Origin of the sequence: Streptomyces sp. NPDC057271 (genome assembly GCF_042668715.1) — a bacterium.
GTDB lineage: Bacteria > Actinomycetota > Actinomycetes > Streptomycetales > Streptomycetaceae > Streptomyces.
In genome coordinates, this window is record NZ_JBHUYJ010000101.1 from 1 (window position 1) to 21,307 (window position 21,307).

Consider the following 21,307-nt stretch of genomic DNA (forward strand, 5'->3'; position numbering starts at 1 on the left):
ACCGCGCCCCCCGCGGCGCCCTCCCGCTGCTCGCCGCCACCCAGCTCCTCCTGATCCTCGACACCGCGATCGTCAACGTCGCCCTGCCCTCGGTCGGGGAGGACCTCGGGGCCGGCTCCGCCGGCCTGTCCTGGGTGGCCAACGCGTATCTCATCGCCTTCGGCGGGCTGTTGCTGCTCGGCGGGCGTGCCGCCGACCTGCTCGGCCACCGGCGCGTGTTCCGGTCCGGACTCGTGCTGCTCGCCGCCGGCTCCGCGCTCGGCGGGCTCGCGCCGAGCGCGGGTGTCCTCGTCGCCGCCCGGGCCGCTCAGGGCACCGGAGCCGCGTTCGCCGCGGCCGCCGCGTTCGCCCTGCTGCTCGTCCTCTTCCCCGACGGGCCCGCCCGGCACAGGGCGCTCGGCGCGTTCGCCGCGATGGGCGGTCTGGGCGGCGTCCTCGGCACCGTACTCGGCGGGGTGCTCACCGACCTCCTGAGCTGGCGCTCCACCTTCTGGCTCAACGTCCTCGCCGCCGCCGTACTGGTCCTCTGGGGGTCCGCCGTCCTGCGAGGGACCCCCAAGAGCCCCCAGGCCCCCGGCTTCGACCTCGTCGGCGCGCTCACCGTCACCGCCGGGCTCGCCCTGGTCGCGTACGCGCTCGTCGGGTCCGCCGCGCACGGCTGGCTGTCCGCGCCGACCCTCGGAGCGGGCGGCGCCGGACTCGTCCTGCTCGCCGTGTTCGCCGTCGTCGAGACCCGTACCGCCCGGCCTCTCGTCCCGCCCGGCGTCCTCGCCCGCCCCGCGCTCCGGCTCGCCAACCTCCTCAGCGCCCTCGCCCAGATGACGCTGTTCCCGATGTTCTTCCTGGTCAGCCTCTATCTGCAGAGCGTCGTCGGGTACGCCCCGCTGGGCGGCGGACTCGGACTCCTGCCACTCTCCCTCGTCGTCGTCGCGGTCGCCCCGCAGACCGGCCGGCTCATCTTCCGCCTCGGCCTGACCCGGACCATGACGCTCGGCTTCACGCTGCTGTGCGCCGGTACCGTGTGGCTCGCCCTCGCGCTCCGGCCCGACGGCACGTTCCTCACCACGGTTCTCGCGCCCAGCCTGCTGCTCGGCGCCGCGCTGCCGCTGGTCATGGTCGCCACCAACGTGGCCGCCACCGCCGACGCCGCCCCCGAGGAGACCGGTCTCGCCTCCGGACTCGTCAACACCGCCCAGCAGTTCGGCTCGGTGCTCGGCCTCGCCGTCCTCGTGGCCGTCGCCGCCACCCATGGCGAATCGGCCACCCCGGCCGCTCAGACCGACGGATTCAGGGCCGCTCTGCTCGTCGGCGGGGCCTTTGCCGCCGTCGCCGCGGTGACCTCCTTACGCTTGCGCCTGCCCACGCCCACCCCGGCGCCGCCACGTCAGGTGCGCGTGGCCGAACCGCGATGACCGCGGCGACTTCGGTGACCGCGATGACCGCGATGACCGCGGTCACCGCGATGATCCCGATGGCCGCGATGACTTCGGTGACCGCGGTGACCACGTAGACCCGGCGAGTGAACCGAAGGGCGTCGCGGGTGTCGAGGGGAGATCGCGCGCAGGTCCCGAGGAACGCGGGACCGAAGCGCGACCGACCGTCGACGCGTGCGCGAGGCGTCCGGAGGTGAACGCGCCCCGAATAGAGGGGGCATTTCCGTTGGCCCTGTACGACCTTGTCGCACCCCGACTCGAGGAACGCGGCGACCCGCGCTATCGCATAGCCGACATACGCGACGCCGATCCACTCGGCGCCGACGCCCTGCTCGCCGCGGTGCCCGCGATGAACGACCACGCCGATGTGCCCGCGCTCACCGTCGCGCTGCGGGCCCTCCTCCCGGACCGCGAACTCGCCGCCGAGTGGAGCGTCGTCGACGCGCTCGCCGCGATGCGGGACCTCGGCATCCTGCTCGGCTCGCTGAAACGTCACGGCACGCAGCCCGCGGCCGCCGTCCCCGAGGTCGTCCCGATCCTGGAACTCCTCGGCCGCCGCACCGACATGGTGCCGCGCGACACCGTCCACCACTACACGACCTGGAACCCGCTCGGGCCGCGCCAGCGCATGTACACCGGCGACCCCATGGAGGGCCGGCTCCAGGAGGCCGTCCGGATGACGTTCCCCGGCCTGGTCGCCGCTCTCGACACCTGCGCGCGGCTCGCCACGCTCGAACCGTACGACCCCGGCTTCGCGGTCGCGCTCGACCGCACCGCCCACCACGTCCAGTCCATCGTCGACGCCATCGACTTCACCGTCACCCATGTCAGCCCGGAGTACTTCGCGCTCACCCTGCGCCCGTACTTCGAGGAGATCGACGTCGACGGGCGCGACTACCTCGGTCCCGCCGCCGCCCAGGTGCCCCTCTGGCTGATCGACCTGACGCTCTGGCAGTGCGACCGCTCCGATCCGGCGTACGACGCGTTCCTCGCCCACTCCGTCGAGTACAGCCTGCCGTCCTGGCGGGACTTCCACGCCCGGTACGCCGGCGGGATCTCCGCCGTCAGCAAGCTCTCGGCCGCTGTCAGCTGGGAGAGCGGCGACCGGCTGCCCCCGCAGCTGGCCGCCTCCGCCCACGCGCTCGGCCGGGTCCTGAAGATCCTCAAGACCTTCCGCGCCCGGCACATCGGCATCGCCCGCAAGGCCTATGCGGACGACGTGCGGCTGTACGAGGAGGGCAGCGGCGGCGCGCCCGTCGCCCTGCTGCGCTCGATACTCGACCTGACCAGGGACAACGAGACGCTGGTACGCCGCGCGTCCCAGGGCGTGTCGGGGGCGGCCCCGTCCCGGGCGGCCCGGCACAAGGCCCCCCGCGCCGCTTCCAAGGCCCCCCGCGCCGCTTCCAAGGCGGCCCACGCCGCTCCCCAGGCAGCCTCCCGCGCCGCCTCCCAGGCAGCCCCGGCCGCGGCGGCCTCTTCCCCGGTGGCCTCGTCCTCCGCCGCCGCCCGTACGTACACCCCACGGGCGTACGCCGCCGGCCGCCCAGGGGGGCTCCGATGACGCACCCCGCTCCGCGCATCCCGCCCGCACCGGACGGCGGACTGCTCCACGTCGTCGTCGCCGGCGGCGGCATCGCGGGGCTCACCGCCGCCCTCTCCCTGCACGCAGCCGGATTCGACCGCGTCACCGTCGTCGAGTCCGTCCGCGAGAGCCGCCCCGTCGGCGCCGGACTCAACCTGATGCCCCACGCGGTCCGCGAACTGGACGCGCTGGGCCTCCTGCCCCGCCTCGAAGCCGGGGCCCTGCGCACCCGAGAGCTGCGCTACTACCACCGCTCCGGCGGCCTGATCGCCCGGGAACCCCGTGGCCTGGGCGCCGGCTACCGCTGGCCCCAGCTCTCCATCCACCGCGCCCACCTCCAGCAGGTCCTGGCCGAGGCGGTACGGGAACGGCTCGGCGCCGCCGCCCTGGTGACCGGCGTCCGGGTGACCGGCGTCGAACCGCTCCCCGACGGCCGCCCCCGGATCCAGCTGGTCCACCGCGACGGTGCCGTCCGGGGCCGGGCCTCCCTCGAACCGGACGTGCTCGTCGGCGCGGACGGCATCCGCTCGGCCGTCCGGGCGGCGCTCAACCCCGGCGAGGGTGCCCCGCCGTGGAACGGGACGCTGGTGTGGCGGGGCGTCTCCCGGATGCCGGCCCGGTCCGTCGGCACCTTCATGCTCATCGCGGGCGACGACCGTCAGAAGGCCGTCGTCTATCCGATGAGCGAGCCCTCCGGCCCCTCCCGCGAGGTCCTGGTGAACTGGGCCCTCGCCCGGCCGGCCGACGCGGCCGACGAGCGCTACCTCGGCGACTGGAACCGCCCCGTCTCCGTGGAATCCTTCCTGCACCACTACGAGGGCTGGGAGTTCGACGGCGTCGGCGTCACCGACGTCCTCCGGGCCGCCGACACCGCCCACGAGTACCCGATGGTCGACCGCGAGCCGCTGACCCGGTGGAGCCACGGCCGGACCACCCTGATCGGGGACGCGGCCCACGCCATGTACCCGGTCGGCTCCAACGGCGCCTCGCAGTCCATCCTCGACGCGCGCGCCCTCGCCCACTCCCTCGCGCTCCACCACGACCCGGCGGAGGCCCTCGCGGCCTACGAGGCGGCTCGCAGGCCGGTCACCACCGAACTGCAGCGCGCCAACCGCAGGCTCGGCCCCGAGGTCGTCATCAGCATGGCGCACGAGCGGGCCCCGCACGGCTTCACCGACATCCACCAGGTGATCCCCGCCGCCGAGCTGGCCGCCGTCGCCGCACGCTACGCCGTCAGCGGCGCGGCCGACCCGGCCACCGTCAACGCGGGCTCGCCCTACGAGGTGCGAATCGGCGACGAGGTGCGAAGCGGCGACGTGGTGCCGAGCGGCGACGAGGTGCGAAGCGGCGACGTGGTGCCGAGCGGCGACCCGCACGTCGGCGCGCCGCGCTGACGCCCCCCGGGCCACGGCACCACCCCCGCGCGCCGTGGCCCGGGAGCGCGAGGTGGCCTACCTTCGGTGGATGCACGACCGGCAGCACAGCGTGGTGCGTCGGCTCCGCTCCGTCATCCCCTGCGAAGGTGGAACACGTGAAGGCAATCCGTCGATTCACCGTGCGTCCCGTCCTCCCCGACACCCTTCGACCCCTCACCGACCTCGCGCGGAACCTGCGCTGGTCCTGGCACGACCCGACCCGTGAGCTCTTCGACTCCGTCGACCCCGACCACGCCGGCCGGGCGGCGACCGGCCGTGCCGACGACCTCGACCCGGTCCGCCTGCTCGGCTCCGTATCCGCCGCCCGCCTCGCCGCCCTCGCCGGCGACGAGGACTTCCAGGCCCGGCTGCGTGCCGCGGCCGAGGACCTCGACCACTATCTGCACGCCCCCCGCTGGTACCAGGAGGAGCGGGAGCGCCATGGCGACCTGCCCGCCTGCATCGCCTACTTCTCACCCGAGTTCGGGGTCGCCGCGGCCCTGCCCCAGTACTCCGGCGGCCTCGGCATCCTGGCCGGCGACCATCTGAAGGCCGCCAGCGACCTCGGCGTACCCCTCATCGGGGTCGGCCTGCTCTACCGGCACGGCTACTTCCGCCAGTCGCTCTCCCGTGAGGGCTGGCAGCAGGAGCAGTACCCCGTCCTCGACCCCGGCGAGCTGCCCGTCACCCTCCTCCGGGAGAGCGACGGCAGCCCCGCCCGGGTCACCCTCGCGCTGCCCGGCGGCCGTTCCCTGGACGCCCACATCTGGACCGCTCAGGTCGGCCGCGTACCGCTGCTGATGCTCGACTCCGACGTCGAGGGGAACGCGCCGGCCGAACGCGAGGTCACCGACCGGCTGTACGGCGGCGGCAGCGAGCACCGGCTGCTCCAGGAGATGCTGCTCGGCATCGGCGGCGTCCGTGCCGTCCGCACGTACTGCCGGCTCACCGGCACCCCCGCGCCCGAGGTCTTCCACACCAACGAGGGCCACGCGGGCTTCCTGGGCCTCGAACGCATCAGGGAACTGGCAGAGCGGGGACTCGACTTCGACGCGGCGCTGGAGACCGTCCGCGCCGGGACGGTCTTCACCACCCACACGCCCGTCCCCGCCGGCATCGACCGCTTCGAGCGGAGCCTCGTCGCCCGTCATCTCGGTGAGGACGGCGAGCTCGCCGGCGTCGACGTCGGCCGGATCCTCGCCCTCGGCGACGAGACGCCACTCGGCGGCGAGCCCGGTCTCTTCAACATGGCCGCCATGGGTCTGCGGCTGGCCCAGCGCGCGAACGGCGTCTCCACCCTCCACGGGGCCGTCAGCCGCGAGATGTTCGCCGGTCTGTGGCCGGGCTTCGACGCGGAGGAGGTGCCCATCGGATCGATCACCAACGGCGTCCACGCGCCGACCTGGACCGCGCCCGAGGTCGGCCGCCGCGCCGAGGAGGCGGACGACCGGGAGCTGTGGGAGCTGCGCCGCGCCCTGCGCGAACAGCTGGTGACCGAGGTACGGGAACGGGTGCGGCGCTCCTGGCGGCAGCGGGGCGCCGGGGCGGCCGAACTCGGCTGGACCGACACCGTCCTGGACCCGGACGTGCTCACGATCGGGTTCGCGCGCCGGGTCCCCTCGTACAAGAGGCTCACGCTGATGCTGCGCGATCCCGACCGGCTGCGGGCGCTGCTGCTCCACCCCGAGCGGCCCGTGCAGCTCGTCGTGGCGGGCAAGGCGCACCCGGCCGACCACGGCGGGAAGCGGCTCGTGCAGGAGCTGGTGCGGTTCGCCGACGACCCGCGGGTACGGCACCGGATCGTCTTCCTGCCCGACTACGGCATGGCCATGGCGCGCAGGCTCTACCCGGGCTGTGACGTCTGGCTGAACAACCCGCTGCGCCCGCTGGAGGCCTGTGGGACGAGCGGGATGAAGGCGGCCCTGAACGGCTGCCTCAACCTCTCGGTCCTGGACGGCTGGTGGGACGAGTGGTACGAGTCGGACTTCGGCTGGGCCATCCCCACGGCCGACGGGGCGTCGGCGACGGACGAGGAGCGCCGCGACGACCTGGAGGCGGCCGCGCTCTACGAGCTGATCGAGCGCCGGGTCGCGCCCCGCTTCTACGACCGGGGCGCGGACGGCGTGCCGGTCCGCTGGACCGAGATGGTCCGCCGGACGCTGCGCGACCTCGGCCCGAAGGTGCTCGCCGACCGTATGGTGCGCGAGTACGTGGAGCGGCTGTACGCCCCGGCGGCGCGGGCCCACCGGGCTCTGGCGCCGGCGGCCGCGCGGGAGCTCGCGGGGTGGAAGTCCCGGGTGCGGGGCGCCTGGTCCGAGGTGGCCGTCGACCACATCGAGGTGGGCGAGATCGGCGAGGACCTGGCCGACGCGGAACTCGGCGCGACCACGGCGGTGCGGGTGAGCGTGTCGCTCGGCGGCCTGCTGCCGGACGACGTGGAGGTGCAGGCGGTGGCCGGCCGCGTCACGCCGGACGATGCCCTGGTGGACACCCGGGTGTGCGTGCTGAAGCCCGCGGGCGGGGCGGACCTGGAGGGCAGGCTGCTCTACGAGGGCTCCCTCGTCCTGGACCGTACGGGCTCCTTCGGCTGCACGGTCCGGGTGCTGCCCGCCCACCGGCTGCTGGCTTCCACGGCGGAGCTGGGCCTGGTGACCCTGCCCACGGAGGCGACGCGGGAGGGGGCGGGGGTCCTGATGCGCTGACCCCGACCCACGCCGGCAACCCGAACTGACGCGGGCTCCCCCCGGATGCGTCCATCCCGGGCGGCTCGGGCGGCTCGGGCGGGGCGCGGGGCGGAACGGGCGGACGCCCGGAGGGCGTGAGCCCCCCGGGCGTCCGTCACTCACTCACCCGGTGTTACGGGAAGGTGAGCTTGAAGCTGTTGATGTAGCCGGTGTCGTACCGGGCCTTGTCCTGGACCCGCAGCTTCCAGGCGCCGTTGGCGACCTCCGAGGAGGCGTTCACGGTGTAGGTCTGGACGATGTTGTCGGCGCTGCCGCCGGACCGGTTGTGCAGGTTGTAGACCGAGCCGTCGGGCGCGACCAGGTCGACGATCAGGTCACCGCGCCAGGTGTGGACGATGTCCACGTCCACCTTGAGGGTGGAGGGGGCGTTGCCGGCGATGCCGGTGACGTTGACCGTGGAGGTCACCGCGGCGCCGTTGTCCGGGATGGACACGTCGGCCGTGTTCTCGAAGACCTTGCCGCCGGGGTCGGGGTCGCCGCCCGGCCGCGAGCCGACGTTGACGCCCGCCCAGGCGTGCTGCACCGCGAGGACCTCGGGGCTGCCGGCGCCGTACAGCTCGGTGGCCACCGCCACCGTACCCGTGCGGGCACCCGCGTAGTTCGTGTTGGAGCCGAACTTGGTGGTGAGCGCCTTGAACCAGATCAGCGACGCCTTGTCCCGGCCGATCCCGGTGACGGGCAGGCCGTCGGAGGTCGGCGAGTCGTAGTTCACGCCGTTGATCGTCTTGGCTCCGCTGCCCTCGGAGAGCAGGTAGTACCAGTGGTTCGCCACGCCCGAGGAGTAGTGGACGTCGACGTTGCCGATGCCCGAGTACCAGTAGTCCTTCGACGAGCCGTCCTTGCTCGGCTTGTCCATGTAGCGCAGCGGGGTGCCGTTGCCGCGGATGTCGATCTTCTCGCCGACGAGGTAGTCGCCCTTGTCCTGGGCGTTGTTGGCGTAGAACTCGACGGCCGCCGCGAAGATGTCCGAGGTGGCCTCGTTCAGACCGCCGGACTCACCGCTGTAGACCAGACCGGCAGTGTTGGAGGTGACGCCGTGCGTCATCTCGTGCGCCGCCACGTCGATCGAGGTCAGCGGCTTGGCGTTGCCCGAGCCGTCGCCGTACGTCATGCAGAAGCAGGAGTCCTGCCAGAAGGCGTTGACGTACGCGTTGCCGTAGTGGACCCGGGAGTACGCGCCGACGCCGTCACCGCGGATGCCGGAGCGGCCGTGCACGTTCTTGTAGTAGTCCCAGGTGACCCCGGCGCCGTAGTGCGCGTCCGCGCCCGCGGTCTCCAGGTTCTGCGGAGTGCCGTCGCCCCAGACGTCGTCGGAGCCGGAGAAGAGCGTTCCGGTGCCGGACGTACCGCGGTTGAGGTTGTACGTCCTGTGGTTGCCGCGGCCGGTGTCGGTCAGCGTGTACGACGGCGCGGTGCCCAGGGTCACCTGGCCGCTGTACTGCGTGTTGCCGGTACCGGTGTGGACGGCCTGCCACTCGTACAGCTTCGCGCCGCTGGTGGCGTCGGTGACGACGTGCAGCTCGTTCGGCGTGCCGTCGTGCTGGAGACCGCCGACGACGGTCTCGTACGCGAGGACGGGCGAACCCTGTGCCATCCAGACGACCTTGCGCGGGGCGCGCTCGGCGGAGGTCTTCTTCGAGCCCTCCGCGGCGGCGGCGCCGAGCGCCTGCCTCTCGGCGGCGGCCGGGGCGACGTCGGCGGTCGTGTCGACGTTCTTCAGCTCCGCGCGGGACGCCTTGGTGACGCCCTGCGTCACGCCGGCCTTGTTCTCCTGGACGACCAGGTCGCCACCGAGGACCGGGAGGCCCGCGTAGGTGCGCTCGTAGCGCGTGTGCGTGGTGCCGTCGCGGTCCTGGACGACGTCCCGGACGACGAGCTTCTCCTGCGCACCGAGGCCGAGGGACTTGGCGGTCGCCGCCTTGTCGGCGTCCGCCGCGCGTATCAGCGCGGCGCGCTGGGCGGGGGACAGATCGGCCGGCAGCTTGCCGGGGTTCGCGGCGAGGGCCTTCGGGGCGACCGACGCGGCCGGTCCGGCGGGTTCCACCGCGGTGGCGGAACCCGTCTGGACGGTGACGGCGATCATGGCGGCGGCAGCGATCAGGGCGCCGGTCGCGGTGGCGCGACGGCTGGGCGTGGATCTCACGCAGACTCCTTTTGCGAGGGGGGTACCGGACGGCTGGGTGGGTCGCCCGGGCAGAGCAAACAGAGCTGTGGAGCACGAACTCACTGACGATTCGGGGAGAGAGTGGCAGCCGTGACACCTATCTGTCAGGACCGCGTCAACAAGTTGGCCGGAAATCGTCCGGTGCCCGAATGGTCGTGTTCGTTAACCGGACGTTTCGTCGATCATGGTCGCGATGCCGTCCAGCGTTCGCCGCAGCCCGAATTCGAAGAGCGACTCCAGGTCGAGCGCGAAGTCCTCGCCCTCGCTCGGACTGTTGAGCAGCGGGTACGCGCCACCGCCCGAGATCGCTTCGTGGTGTGGCTCGTTCCGCTCCCTCCACGCGCCGTCCGAGATCCCGAGCCCGGACGCGCCTGCTCCTCCACGTCGTCGGCCACGGCCACTCCTTGGACATCGGCGGAGATCACCAGTTGCGTGTGGATCTTCTCGGACGGCGCCAGGGGCGTCCCTCCTGACGCCCGGGCCCCTCCTGACCCCCGAGGTGCGCCTGACGCCCGAGCCCCTCCCGACCCCCGAGCCCCTCCTGACGCCCGAGCCCCTCCCGACCCCCGAGGTGCGCCTGACCTCGGTCACCCCACCAGACTGTCCCGCCACGCGCGGTGGAGGGTCGCGAAGCGGCCCTCGCCGTTCACCAGTGCCGACGGGGTACCGTCCTCCACGATCCGGCCGCCCTCCATCACCAGGACCCGGTCCGCGATCTCCACCGTCGAGAGGCGGTGGGCGATCACCACCGCCGTACGCCCGGCGAGCACGGTGTCCATCGCCCGCTGCACCGCCCGTTCCCCCGGCACGTCCAGCGAGCTGGTCGCCTCGTCCAGGATCAGCACCGCAGGGTCCGCGAGCAGGGCACGGGCGAAGGCCACCAACTGCCGCTGGCCCGCCGAGATCCGGCCACCCCGCTTCCGTACGTCCGTGTCGTACCCGTCCGGCAGGCCCGCGATGAAGTCGTGCGCACCGATCGCCTTCGCCGCCTGCTCGATCTCCTCCCGGGTCGCGTCCGGCCGGCCGATCGCGATGTTCTCGGCGACCGTCCCGGAGAACAGGAACGCCTCCTGGGTCACCATCACCACGCCCCGCCGCAGTTCGGCCGTCTCCAGGTCGCGGAGGTCGACGCCGTCGAGCAGCACCCGCCCCTCCGTCGGGTCGTAGAAGCGGGCCAGCAGCTTGGCGAGCGTCGACTTGCCCGCGCCCGTGGAGCCGACCACCGCGACCGTCCGGCCCGCGGGGATCGTGAGGTCGAAGAGGGGAAGCACCTCGCCGCCCGTCCGGTACGCGAACCGCACCCCGTCGAAGACGACCTCCCGGCCGGGGTGTCCGCCCCGGCGGTCCGGAAGAGCACGCGGCGCGGCGGCCTCCGGGACACCGGGCTCCTGCGCCAGCAGGCCGGCGATCTTGCCCAGGGAGGCGGCGGCGGACTGGTACGAGTTGAGGAACATGCCGAGCCGGTCGATCGGGTCGTAGAGCCGTCGCATGTACAGCACCGCCGCCGCGAGCACGCCCAGCGCCAGCGTCCCGCCGGCCACCCGGTACGCGCCCCACAGACACATGCCTGCCACGGCCGTGCTCGCGACGAGCCGCGAGCCGACGACGTAGCGGGCCATCTCCAGGAGCGCGTCGCCGTTGGAACGCTCGTGCCGTCGGTTGAGCACGGCGAACTCGGCGTCGTTGGCCCGCTCACGGCGGAACGCCCGCACGGGCCGGATCCCGTTCATCGTCTCGGCGAACTTCACGATCACGCCCGCGATGGCCGTGGACCGCTCGGCGAAGACGACGCCCGCGCGGCGCCGGTAGATCCGTACCAGCAGATACAGCGGTACGAAGGAGGCGACGGCGACCGCGCCGATGCCCAGGTCGAGCCAGAGCAGCATCGCCGAGATGTAGACGAACGCGAGGACGACGCCGATCAGTTCCTGGAGCCCTTCGGCGAGCAGCTCGCGGAGGGACTCCACATCGGTCGTGGAGCGGGAGATGAGCCGGCCGGAGGTGTACCGCTCGTGGAAGTCGACGCTCAGCACCTGCGCGTGCCGGAAGATCCGCCCGCGCAGATCGAGCAGCACGTCCTGGTTGACGCGGGCGGCGACGCGCACGAAGGCGTACTGGAGGAGCCCGCCGGCCACGGAGCAGAGGAGGTACCCGACGGCGACGGCCACCACGGGCCCGTAGTCCCCGCCCCGGAAGGCGGGCACGCCACGGTCGATCGCGTACGCGACGAGCAGCGGGCCGGCCTGCACGGCCCCCTGCTGGAGGAGGAGGACGAGCGCGGCGACGGCCACGCGGGCGCGATGGGCGGCGAGCAGGGACCGCAGCAGGACGCCCGTGGCCCCGGGCGCGGTGGGCAGGTCGTCCCGGTCGAACGGGTCCCCGCCGCCGTCGGGGCTTCCGGCCCCGACAGCCTCGGGCTCGCGCGCGGCGCCGTCCGCCCGGCCTGCCCGGTCCGCCCCGTCGGCGAGGTCCGCCCGGCCCCCTCGGTCCGCCCCGTCGGCGAGGTCCGCCCGGTCCGGGCTCCCCGCCGTCGACTTCGTCGGCGTCATCGGATCCGTCATCGTTCGTCAGCCCCCTCGCCGGACATGAGCCAGGCGTACTCGGCGTTCTCGCGCAGCAGTTCATGGTGTGTGCCCACCGCGGCGACGCGGCCCTCCGACAGCAGCGCCACCCGGTCGGCGAGCAGCACCGTCGACGGGCGGTGGGCGACGACCAGAGCGGTCGTGTCGCGCAGGACCTCGCGCAGGGCCGCCTCGACCAGGGCCTCCGTGTGGACGTCGAGCGCGGAGAGCGGGTCGTCGAGGACCAGGAAGCGGGGCCGGCCGACGACCGCACGGGCCAGGGCGAGGCGCTGGCGCTGGCCGCCGGAGAGGCTCAGCCCCTGCTCGCCCACCTGGGTGGCCGCCCCCTCGGGCAGCGCCGCCACGAAGCCGTCCGCCTGGGCGACGCCGAGCGCCCGCCACAGCTCGGGCTCACCGGCCCCCTCCGTACCGCCCATCAGGACGTTCTCGCCGACGCTCGCCGAGAAGAGCGTCGGCTCCTCGAAGGCGGTCGACACGAGCGTGCGGAGCCGTTCGCGCTCCATGAGCGTGATGTCCTCGCCGTCGAGCAGGATCCGCCCGCCGGTCAGCTCGTGCAGCCGCGGTACGAGTGCGGTGAGCGTCGTCTTGCCGGATCCGGTCCCGCCGACGAGGGCGAGGGTCTCGCCGGGCCGGATGTGCAGGTCGACGCGGTCGAGCACGGGAGGGGCGTCGGGGGACGCGTCCGGGTAGCGGAACGACACGTTCTCGAACCGCACCCCGTCGGCCTCGCACCGGCTCCCGTCGGCCTCGCACCGCACCCCGTCGGCCTCGCACCGCACCCCGTCGGTCTCGCACCGCACCCCGTCGGTCTCGGCCTCGGACACCGCTTCCGCCTCGGCCTTCGGCGTCCCGGTCGACTCGGGCCCCGCGGTCTCCTCCGCCGCGTCCATCACCTCGAAGTACCGTTCCGTCGCCGTCGCCGCCTCCTGGCTCATCGCGAGCAGGAAGCCGATGGACTCCACCGGCCAGCGCAGCGCGAGCGCCGTCGACAGGAACGCGACGAGCGTGCCCGCCGACAGCTCCCCGTCGGCGACCTGCACGGTGCCGAGTATCAGCGCCGCCCCGATCGCCAGCTCGGGAATGATCGTGATGAGTGCCCAGATCCCGGCGAGCAGCCGCGCCTTGAGCAGCTCCGTGCCGCGCAGCCGCTCGGCCAGTGCCCGGAAGGCGAGGGCCTGGCTGCGGTGCCGCCCGAAGCCCTTGACGATCCGGATGCCGAGGACGCTCTCCTCGACCACGGTCGTCAGGTCGCCGACCTGGTCCTGGGCCTGGCGTGCGACCAGGGAGTACTTCGTCTCGAACAGTGAGCAGAGGATCACCAGCGGGACGACGGGTGTGAGCAGAATGAGCCCGAGCGTCCAGTCCTGGCCGAGCAGCAGGACGTAACCGGCGAGGATCGTCACGCCGTTGACCAGCAGGAACGTCAGCGGAAAGGCGAGGAACATCCGCAGCAGCATCAGATCGGTCGTGGCCCGCGAGAGCAGCTGGCCCGAGGCCCACCGGTCGTGGAAGGCGATCGGCAGCCGCTGCAGCCGCCGGTACAGGGCGGCCCGCATGCTCGCCTCGACCCCGGCGAGGGGCCGGGCCACCAGCCACCGCCGGAACCCGAAGAGCACGGCCTCCGCGATCCCGAGCAGCAACAGGTACAGGGCCCCGAGCCACACCCCGCCCGGATCGCCCGCGGCGACGGGCCCGTCCACCATCCACTTGAGGACGAGCGGGATGACGAGCGACAGGCAGGAGGCGACTATCGCGACGGCGGCGGCCCACGCCAGCCGCCCGCGCACGGGCCGGACATAGGGCCACAGCCGTGCCAACGAGCGCACGGCGGAGCGGCGGGGGTCGGTGGAGTCGTTGTCTACTACATGTTCTCCGGGCATCAGGTCCGAGCCTAGGGTTCACCACTGACATCGCTCACCCGGTTTTCCGCCCGCACGGCTCCGGACAGGTCCCCTCGAAGCGCATGCCCACGGGCGGCCCGGGAACGGGACCGCCGGACGCCCGCTCGCCCGGTCCGCCGGCACAGCGGTCGGGCCCCGTCGGCCGGTGCGGGAGCCTCCTGGACGGGCGGATATGATCCCGGCTCACCACAGCACCTGGGGTTGGGACCAACATGAGAGCCAGAGCGATCCACGCTGCCGCCGTCGTTCTTCCGTTGCTGGTGGGAGCGGTGGGCTGCCAGGCGGCAGGAGGCTCCGACCCGGAGCAGACCAGGCCCGGCGCGTCGTCGACTCCCAAGCCCGTGTCCGCCGAGCCGATCGACCGCCAGCTCTTCGCCGCCACCACGGCCACCGCTGCCGGAGGTTCGTCCCGCTTCACCTCGACGATCATGTACGGCTCCGCCAAGAGCACAGCCGTGGACCGAGTGACGGGTGTCCAGGACTACGCGAAGACCACCGCCAGAGTGCGGCGGGTCCTCGACATCCCCCGCTCGTTCCCGGAGGACGCCGCCGCCTTCCTGGGCCGGCGGCCGGGCGCCCCGTCCGAGCCGGAGATCTACGCCGTCTCCGGCAACGACATCAGCTACCGCACCCGCGCGGGCAGCTGGCTGCGCTACTCCGCGTCGTCCTCGAAGGACTTCGCCGACCTGGTCGAGGACCTCCTGGAACACACCGGTGACGCGGCCCCGTGGGGCCGCACCCTGGCCGAGGTCGTGAAGCGGTCCGAGGCGACGCGGCAACCGGTCACGACCGGCGACGGCGACCGCCGGTACGAACTGACCGTGTCTCCGGCCACGGCGGCTTCCGGACTGCCCGCCACGCTCGACGACGCGATCCACTCGGAGACCGCCGGGCAGGTACCCCTGACCGTGGTCCTCGACGAACACGGCCGGCTGGTCAGGGTGGAGGCCGACTACACGAGTCTCCTGAAGGGGCTCCAGAAGGACGGTGTGCTGAAGGGCGTCACCTCGCTGCGCGCCGAGTACACCCTCACCGGTCACGGTGCCACGCCCGTGCCGCCCCTGCCCGAGGGGGAGAAGAACGAGGACGCCGAGACAGCCCTGGTGGAGGTCGGCGCGATGGAGCCCGGCGGCTGCGCCTCGACCGACACTGGCCTCGACCGCATGGTGCTGGTGCGATCCGCTCCCTGCGACGCCGCCGCGGACCTGCTGGTCTTCGGACAGGTCGACATCGACGAGACCGTGGACGGCGACCCGGACGGTGTGGCCGACCGGCTCGCCGAGCGGGGGTGCGACCGGAAGTTCGATGCCGCCCCGGCTTCCTGGACCTCGCGGAGCCGCCCCTCCGGCACCTACTACCGGGTGGGCTCCGAGACACTGTCCGTCGGCTCTGAGACCACCCTCACCGGCCGGTACACCTGCTACATCCGCACCTCCACCCGCTGACCCCCGTCACCCCCCGACCCTCAGCAGCCACACCGACCGTGCCCCGACCGTCACCGTCGTCCCGCCCGCGTGGACCGTCCCCGGGGGCCGGGACTGGTCCTCCAAGGCGGTGTCCAGGACCAGTTCGTACGACTCCGCCCACGGCGGCCCCGGCAGCCGGTACTCCACCGGGCGGGGCCCCGCGTGCAGGATCGCCAGGAAGCTGTCGTCCGTGACCTGGGCGCCGCGCTCGTCACGGCCCGGGATGTCGCGACCCGAGAGGTAGAGGCCCAGGGTCGCCGTCGGCGCGTACCAGTCGGCCTCCGTCATCTCCGTCCCGTCCGCCGTGAACCACGCCAGGTCCCGCAGCCCGTCCGCGCCCTGCGGCCGGCCCGAGAAGAACGCGCGACGGCGCAGCACCGGATGACGGTGGCGCAGCGCGAGGAGCCGCCGGGTGAGCGCCAGCAGCCCGGCCCGACCCGGGTCCTCGGGCAGCGACCAGTCCAGCCAGCTCGTCTCGTTGTCCTGGCAGTACGCGTTGTTGTTCCCACCCTGCGTGCGCCCCATCTCGTCGCCCGCCACCAGCATCGGCACCCCGGTCGACAACAGCAGTGTCGTCAGCAGGTTGCGCAGCTGCCGCAGCCGCAGCGCCGCCACCTCCGGGTCGTCGCTCTCGCCCTCCGCGCCGCAGTTCCAGGCCCGGTTGTCGTTCGTGCCGTCCCGGTTGCCCTCCCCGTTGGCCTCGTTGTGCTTCCGTTCGTACGTGACGAGATCCCGCAGGGTGAAGCCGTCGTGGGCGGTGACGAAGTTGACCGAGGCGTACGGCCGCCGCCCGCCCCACGCGTACAGGTCGCTGGAGCCCGACAGCCGGTAGCCGAGATCCCGTACGTCGGGCAGTGCGCCGCGCCAGAAGTCCCGCACCGCGTCGCGGTAGCGGTCGTTCCACTCCGTCCACAGCGGTGGGAACGCGCCGACCTGGTAACCGCCGTTGCCGACGTCCCACGGCTCGGCGATGAGCTTGACCCGCCGCAGTACCGGGTCCTGGGCGATGACGGCCAGAAAGGGGGAGAGCATGTCGACGTCGTGCATCGAGCGGGCGAGCGCCGCCGCCAGGTCGAAGCGGAAGCCGTCGACGCCCATCTCCGTCACCCAGTACCGCAGCGAGTCGGTGATCAGCCGCAGCACCTGAGGCTGCACCACGTGCAGGGTGTTGCCGCAGCCCGTGTAGTCGGCGTACCGGCGGGCGTCGGACTGGAGCCGGTAGTAGCCCCGGTTGTCGATGCCCTTCAGTGACAGCGTCGGCCCGAGCTCGCCCGCCTCGGCCGTGTGGTTGTAGACGACGTCGAGGATGACCTCGATCCCGGCCGCGTGGAGAGCCTGAACCATCCGCTTGAACTCGCCGACCTGCTGCCCGGTGGTCCCCGAGGAGGAGTAGCCGGCGTGCGGGGCGAAGTAGCCGATGGAGTTGTAACCCCAGTAGTTCCGCAGCCCCCGTCGCAGCAGATGGTCCTCGTGCGCGAACTGGTGCACGGGGAGCAGCTCCACGGCAGTCACCCCGAGCTGTACGAGATGCTCGACGGCCGCCGGGTGCGCCAGGCCCGCGTAGGTGCCGCGCAGCTCCTCGGGGATGCCCGGATGGAGCCGGGTGAAGCCCTTCACGTGCAGTTCGTAGATGACCGAGTCCGGCCAGGGAGTCTTCGGTCTGCGGTCGTCCGACCAGTCGTCGTCGTCCAGGACGACGACACCCTTCGGTACGTGCGGAGCGGAGTCCCGGTCGTCCCGCACGGTGTCGGCCACATGCTGCTGAGGCCAGTCCCGCACATGCCCGTACACCTCCGGCGGCAGCGTGAAGGCTCCGTCCACGGCACGTGCGTACGGGTCGAGGAGCAGCTTGGCCGGATTCCAGCGGGCGCCCGTCCACGGGTCCCAGCGGCCGTGCACCCGGAAGCCGTACCGCTGCCCGGCACCCACCCCGGGCACGAATCCGTGCCAGATCTCATGGGTCAGCTCGGTCAGCGGGAACCGGCTCTCCGCCCCGGAGGCGTCGAAGAGGCAGAGCTCGACGGCCTCCGCTCCGCCGGCCCACAGCGCGAAGTTCGTCCCCGCCACGCCGTCCGGTCCGACCCGGCAGCGCGCCCCCAACGGCGTGGGAGCGCCCGGCCACACCACCGGCCGGGCCTGCTCCGGGGCAGGCGGGAGCCCCACTCCGTCCCGTACCGCCTCCTGCTCGGCTGCGCTCGACACCTGTCGGCCTCCCGCGGCTCGTCGGGCCTCGCACGGCACGGGCACCGCGGCGTCCCGGCCGCGGCTCCCCGCACGGGGCCTCCCACCTGTTCTGCCCGTACCGCCGTACTCCCAACATGACCCGCACGCACGTTTCCCCTGGAGGGTGGCCGTCGTTGGGCTGAGCGTGACACTTGTATGGAAGCGGGCGGGTTACGCCCTCGCGGTGGCGGCACTGATGGCGGGCCTGGCCGGCTGCACCGACAAGGGCGACGGCGGCGGTGGTGGCGGCGGCGGTGGGGGAGGTATCGACCTGCCCCTGCCGGGGAAGGCGCGGGCACCGGGCGACGTCATCCGGATCAGTCCGGAGGACGGCAGCAGGGGCGTGTCGGCCGAGGGGCCCATCGAGGTGAAGGTCAACAGCGGCCGCCTGGAGCGGGTCACCGTCGTCCGGGTCGAGGACGCGCAGCGGGCGCAGGTGCCGGGCGAGATCAGCGAGGACGGCCTGCGCTGGCGGCCCAAGGCGGGCTCCCGGCTCGCACTGGCCGCCAAGTACAGCGTGGACGCCGTGGCGCTCGACGCGCACGGTCGGCGCTCCGCCCGGCACTCGACGTTCACCACTGTCGTCCCCGAGCGCCGCTTCATCGGCTACTTCAAGCCGGAGAACCGTTCCACGGTCGGCACCGGCATGATCGTTTCCTTCGGCTTCAACCGGGCCATCGAGAACCGCGAGGCCGTCGAACGGGCCATCAAGATCACCTCCGACCCGCCGGTCGAGGTGGTCGGCCACTGGTTCGGCAAGGAGCGGCTCGACTTCCGCCCCGAGGAGTACTGGCGGCCCGGTACCAAGGTGACGGTCGAGCTGGCGCTGCGCGACATCGAGGGCGCGCCGGGCGTGTACGGCATCCAGAGCAAGACCGTCGGGTTCACGGTCGGGCGCTCCCAGGTCTCGGTGGTCGACGCGGCCGAGCACACGATGAAGGTGCACCGGGACGGCGAGCTGCTCGCGACCGTGCCCATCACGGCCGGGGCGCCCAAGACGACGACGTACAACGGGAAGATGGTCGTCACGGAGCTCTACGACGTCACGCGGATGGACGGCAGGACGGTCGGCTTCGGCGGTGAGTACGACATCAAGGACGTGCCGCACGCGATGCGGCTCACCACCTCTGGAACGTTCCTGCACGGAAACTACTGGGCCGACCCCTCCACGTTCGGCTCGGCCAACGTGAGCCACGGCTGCGTCGGCCTGCGGGACGACAAGGGCGGCAGCCCGGACTCCCCGGCGGGCTGGTTCTTCGACCGTACGCTCATCGGCGATGTCGTCGAGGTCGTCAACTCCCGTGACCGGAAGGTCGCTCCCGACAACGGCCTCGGAGGCTGGAACATGGAGTGGGACGAGTGGACGGAGGGTTCCGCTCTGCGGTGAGCCCGTCAGCCCCTCGCCGACCGGTCCCACGTGCACGGTTCCTGGTGCAACTGGGACTGAACGGTGACATTCACGTGGAACTTTCGTGTCCTGCGGTGTGATTATCTATCGCCGTGCGCGCGGTGGATGCGTACGGGGGTGCGGGCCGTGGTGAGACCAGGCCGTGCGAGGGGAGACGACCATTTTGAACGGGCAGCCGATATCGGCCGGGGTGGGGCGCGGACGGCGGCGCGGGGGCGCGCGTCTGCAGGCCCTGGCTGCGGGGGCGTTGCTCCTGGTCCTGACGGCGTGCGGGGGCGGGGACCCTGTCGACGGGGGCAAGAGCGGACAGGATCCGGCGCAGGGCGGCAAGCAGGAGATCGCCGCGTCGAAGGCGGTCGTCACGATCGCTCCGAAGGACGGCGCCGACTCGGTCGCCACCAGCGGCGCGCTGAAGGTGACGGCGGAACAGGGCAAGCTGACGACCGTCACGGTCGCCGACAGCAAGGGCGCCGAGGTCGAGGGCAAGATGGCGGCGGACGGCGCCAGCTGGCAGCCCGTCGGCCACCTCGCCGCCGGTACGCAGTACAAGGTCCACGCGGTCGCGCAGGACAGCGAGGGCCGTGAGTCGGCGAAGGACACCACCTTCACCACGCTCGTCCCGAAGAACACCTTCATCGGCCACTACACGCCCGAGGACGGCTCGACCGTCGGCGTGGGCATGCCGGTCTCCATCCGCTTCACCCGGGGCATCACCGACCCGGAGGCCGTGGAGAAGGCCATCAAGGTCACCGCGACGCCCGCCGTGCAGGTCGAGGGCCACTGGTTCGGCAACGACCGCCTCGACTTCCGCCCTGAGAACTACTGGGCCGCCGGCACCAAGGTGACCGTCGAGCTCAACCTCGACGGCGTCGAGGGCCGCCCCGGCGTCTACGGCAAGCAGAAGAAGACGGTCTCCTTCACCATCGGCCGCCGTCAGGTCTCCACGGTCGACGCGACCGCCAAGACCATGAAGGTCGAGCGCGACGGCAAGATCATCAAGACGATCCCGATCACCGCGGGCGCCCCGTCCACGACCACGTACAACGGTCAGATGGTCATCAGCGAGAAGTACAAGGTGACCCGGATGAACGGCGCCACCGTCGGCTTCGGCGGTGAGTACGACATCAAGGACGTGCCGCACGCGATGCGTCTGTCCACCTCGGGCACGTTCGTCCACGGCAACTACTGGGCCTCGTCCGGGACCTTCGGCTCGGCGAACGTCAGCCACGGCTGCGTCGGTCTGCGCGACACCCGCGGCGCGGGCGACAGCACCACACCGGCGGCCTGGTTCTACGACCGCTCGCTCATCGGCGACGTGGTGGTCGTGAAGAACTCGAAGGACAAGCAGATCGCCCCGGACAACGGCCTGAACGGCTGGAACATGTCCTGGTCGGAGTGGATCAAGTAGGCCTCGGAGCCTGACTCCGCGAGGGACCCGGTGCTGTGAGCAACAGCACCGGGTCCCTCGTCGTGCCGGGCCCTCCGGGGGATTCCCCCCGGGCCCCCCGCGGCTAACCTGCCTTCCATGACTGTGAACCTCGAAGTCGCCGAAGGCGTCGGCACGATCCGCCTCGACCGCCCTCCGATGAACGCCCTCGACATCGCCGTCCAGGACCGGCTGCGCGAGCTGGCCCAGGAGGTGACCGACCGCGACGACGTACGGGCCGTGATCCTGTACGGCGGCGAGAAGGTGTTCGCGGCCGGTGCGGACATCAAGGAGATGCAGGTCATGGACCACGCGGCCATGGTCAAGCGGTCGCGCGCGCTCCAGGACTCCTTCACCGCGATCGCCCGGATCCCCAAGCCCGTCGTCGCCGCGATCACCGGCTACGCCCTGGGCGGCGGCTGCGAGCTGACGCTCTGCGCCGACTACCGGATCGCCGCCGACAACGCCAAGCTCGGCCAGCCCGAGATCCTGCTCGGCCTGATCCCGGGCGCCGGCGGCACCCAGCGGCTCTCCCGGCTGATCGGCCCCTCCAAGGCGAAGGACCTCATCTTCACCGGCCGGATGGTCAAGGCCGACGAGGCCCTGTCGCTCGGCCTGGTCGACCGCGTCGTCCCCGCGGCCGAGGTGTACGAGCAGGCGCACGCCTGGGCCGCGAAGCTCGCCCAGGGGCCCGCCATCGCCCTGCGCGCCGCGAAGGAGGCGATCGACCAGGGCCTGGAGGCCGACATCGACACCGGCCTCGCGATCGAGCGCACCTGGTTCGCGGGCCTGTTCGCGACCGAGGACCGGGAGCGTGGGATGCGGAGCTTCGTCGAGGAGGGTCCGGGCAAGGCCAAGTTCGTCTGACCGGCGGCGGGCGGCGGTTCGTCACGTACTCGCGAGTACCGTCGCCCGCCTCTGGCATATGCCGGAGGAATCTCGCGGAATTGTTGAATCCGGTGG

12 protein-coding genes are annotated in these 21,307 nt (G+C 72.5%); 8 read left to right on the forward strand and 4 right to left on the reverse strand.

All coding sequences use genetic code 11. The features are described from left to right. The 4 genes from ACFUJR_RS31780 to glgP form a co-directional block, all read left to right on the forward strand. On the forward strand, positions 1–1,412 hold a 1,412-nt coding region (locus ACFUJR_RS31780; RefSeq protein ID WP_383450982.1), incomplete at its 5' end, for an MFS transporter. 247 nt (positions 1,413–1,659) lie between these two features. Continuing rightward, positions 1,660–2,994 (forward strand): monodechloroaminopyrrolnitrin synthase PrnB family protein, encoded by a 1,335-nt coding sequence (locus ACFUJR_RS31785; protein WP_383172834.1) that lies wholly within the window; start codon positions 1,660–1,662, stop codon positions 2,992–2,994. Continuing rightward, the gene (locus ACFUJR_RS31790) at positions 2,991–4,409 is read left to right on the forward strand and encodes an FAD-dependent monooxygenase (protein WP_383172832.1); all 1,419 of its coding nucleotides are present in this window, start codon (positions 2,991–2,993) and stop codon (positions 4,407–4,409) included. Before ACFUJR_RS31785 ends, ACFUJR_RS31790 begins: the two co-directional genes overlap by 4 nt. A gap of 137 nt (positions 4,410–4,546) precedes the next feature. Next, positions 4,547–7,132 carry an alpha-glucan family phosphorylase gene (gene glgP / locus ACFUJR_RS31795; protein WP_383172830.1) on the forward strand — a complete coding sequence of 862 codons (2,586 nt, stop codon included), beginning with the start codon at positions 4,547–4,549 and terminating at the stop codon, positions 7,130–7,132. Positions 7,133–7,286: 154 nt separating this feature from the next. Here the strand turns inward: glgP and ACFUJR_RS31800 are convergent, their stop codons facing one another. The 3 genes from ACFUJR_RS31800 to ACFUJR_RS31810 form a co-directional block, all read right to left on the reverse strand. Continuing rightward, a complete protein-coding gene (locus tag ACFUJR_RS31800; RefSeq protein ID WP_383172828.1) occupies positions 7,287–9,317 on the reverse strand; it encodes a M4 family metallopeptidase in 2,031 nt (676 codons plus the stop codon). A 608-nt stretch (positions 9,318–9,925) separates the two neighbouring features. Continuing rightward, complete coding sequence (locus ACFUJR_RS31805) at positions 9,926–11,887, reverse strand: ABC transporter ATP-binding protein (RefSeq protein WP_383172838.1); 1,962 nt, start codon at positions 11,885–11,887, stop codon at positions 9,926–9,928. Positions 11,888–11,895: 8 nt separating this feature from the next. After that, a complete protein-coding gene (locus tag ACFUJR_RS31810) occupies positions 11,896–13,800 on the reverse strand; it encodes an ABC transporter ATP-binding protein (RefSeq protein ID WP_383172826.1) in 1,905 nt (634 codons plus the stop codon). 233 nt (positions 13,801–14,033) lie between these two features. On the opposite strand from ACFUJR_RS31810, the gene ACFUJR_RS31815 reads away from it, so the two are divergent. Beyond that, the gene (locus ACFUJR_RS31815) at positions 14,034–15,266 is read left to right on the forward strand and encodes a hypothetical protein (protein ID WP_383172824.1); all 1,233 of its coding nucleotides are present in this window, start codon (positions 14,034–14,036) and stop codon (positions 15,264–15,266) included. Between the two features lie 6 nt (positions 15,267–15,272). Here ACFUJR_RS31815 and glgX read toward each other — a convergent pair whose 3' ends face one another. Beyond that, positions 15,273–17,489 (reverse strand): glycogen debranching protein GlgX, encoded by a 2,217-nt coding sequence (gene glgX, locus ACFUJR_RS31820; RefSeq protein ID WP_383172822.1) that lies wholly within the window; start codon positions 17,487–17,489, stop codon positions 15,273–15,275. Between the two features lie 166 nt (positions 17,490–17,655). Here glgX and ACFUJR_RS31825 point away from each other — a divergent pair, with 166 nt between their 5' ends. The 3 genes from ACFUJR_RS31825 to ACFUJR_RS31835 all read left to right on the forward strand — a co-directional run bounded on the left by ACFUJR_RS31825 (position 17,656) and on the right by ACFUJR_RS31835 (position 21,211). Further along, positions 17,656–18,897 (forward strand): Ig-like domain-containing protein, encoded by a 1,242-nt coding sequence (locus ACFUJR_RS31825; RefSeq protein ID WP_383172820.1) that lies wholly within the window; start codon positions 17,656–17,658, stop codon positions 18,895–18,897. 184 nt (positions 18,898–19,081) lie between these two features. Then, positions 19,082–20,326, forward strand: coding sequence for an Ig-like domain-containing protein (locus ACFUJR_RS31830; protein ID WP_383172819.1), 1,245 nt, complete (start codon positions 19,082–19,084; stop codon positions 20,324–20,326). Between the two features lie 117 nt (positions 20,327–20,443). Then, positions 20,444–21,211, forward strand: a complete 768-nt coding sequence (locus ACFUJR_RS31835; RefSeq protein ID WP_383172817.1) for an enoyl-CoA hydratase/isomerase family protein — start codon at positions 20,444–20,446, stop codon at positions 21,209–21,211. Positions 21,212–21,307: the final 96 nt, after the last annotated feature.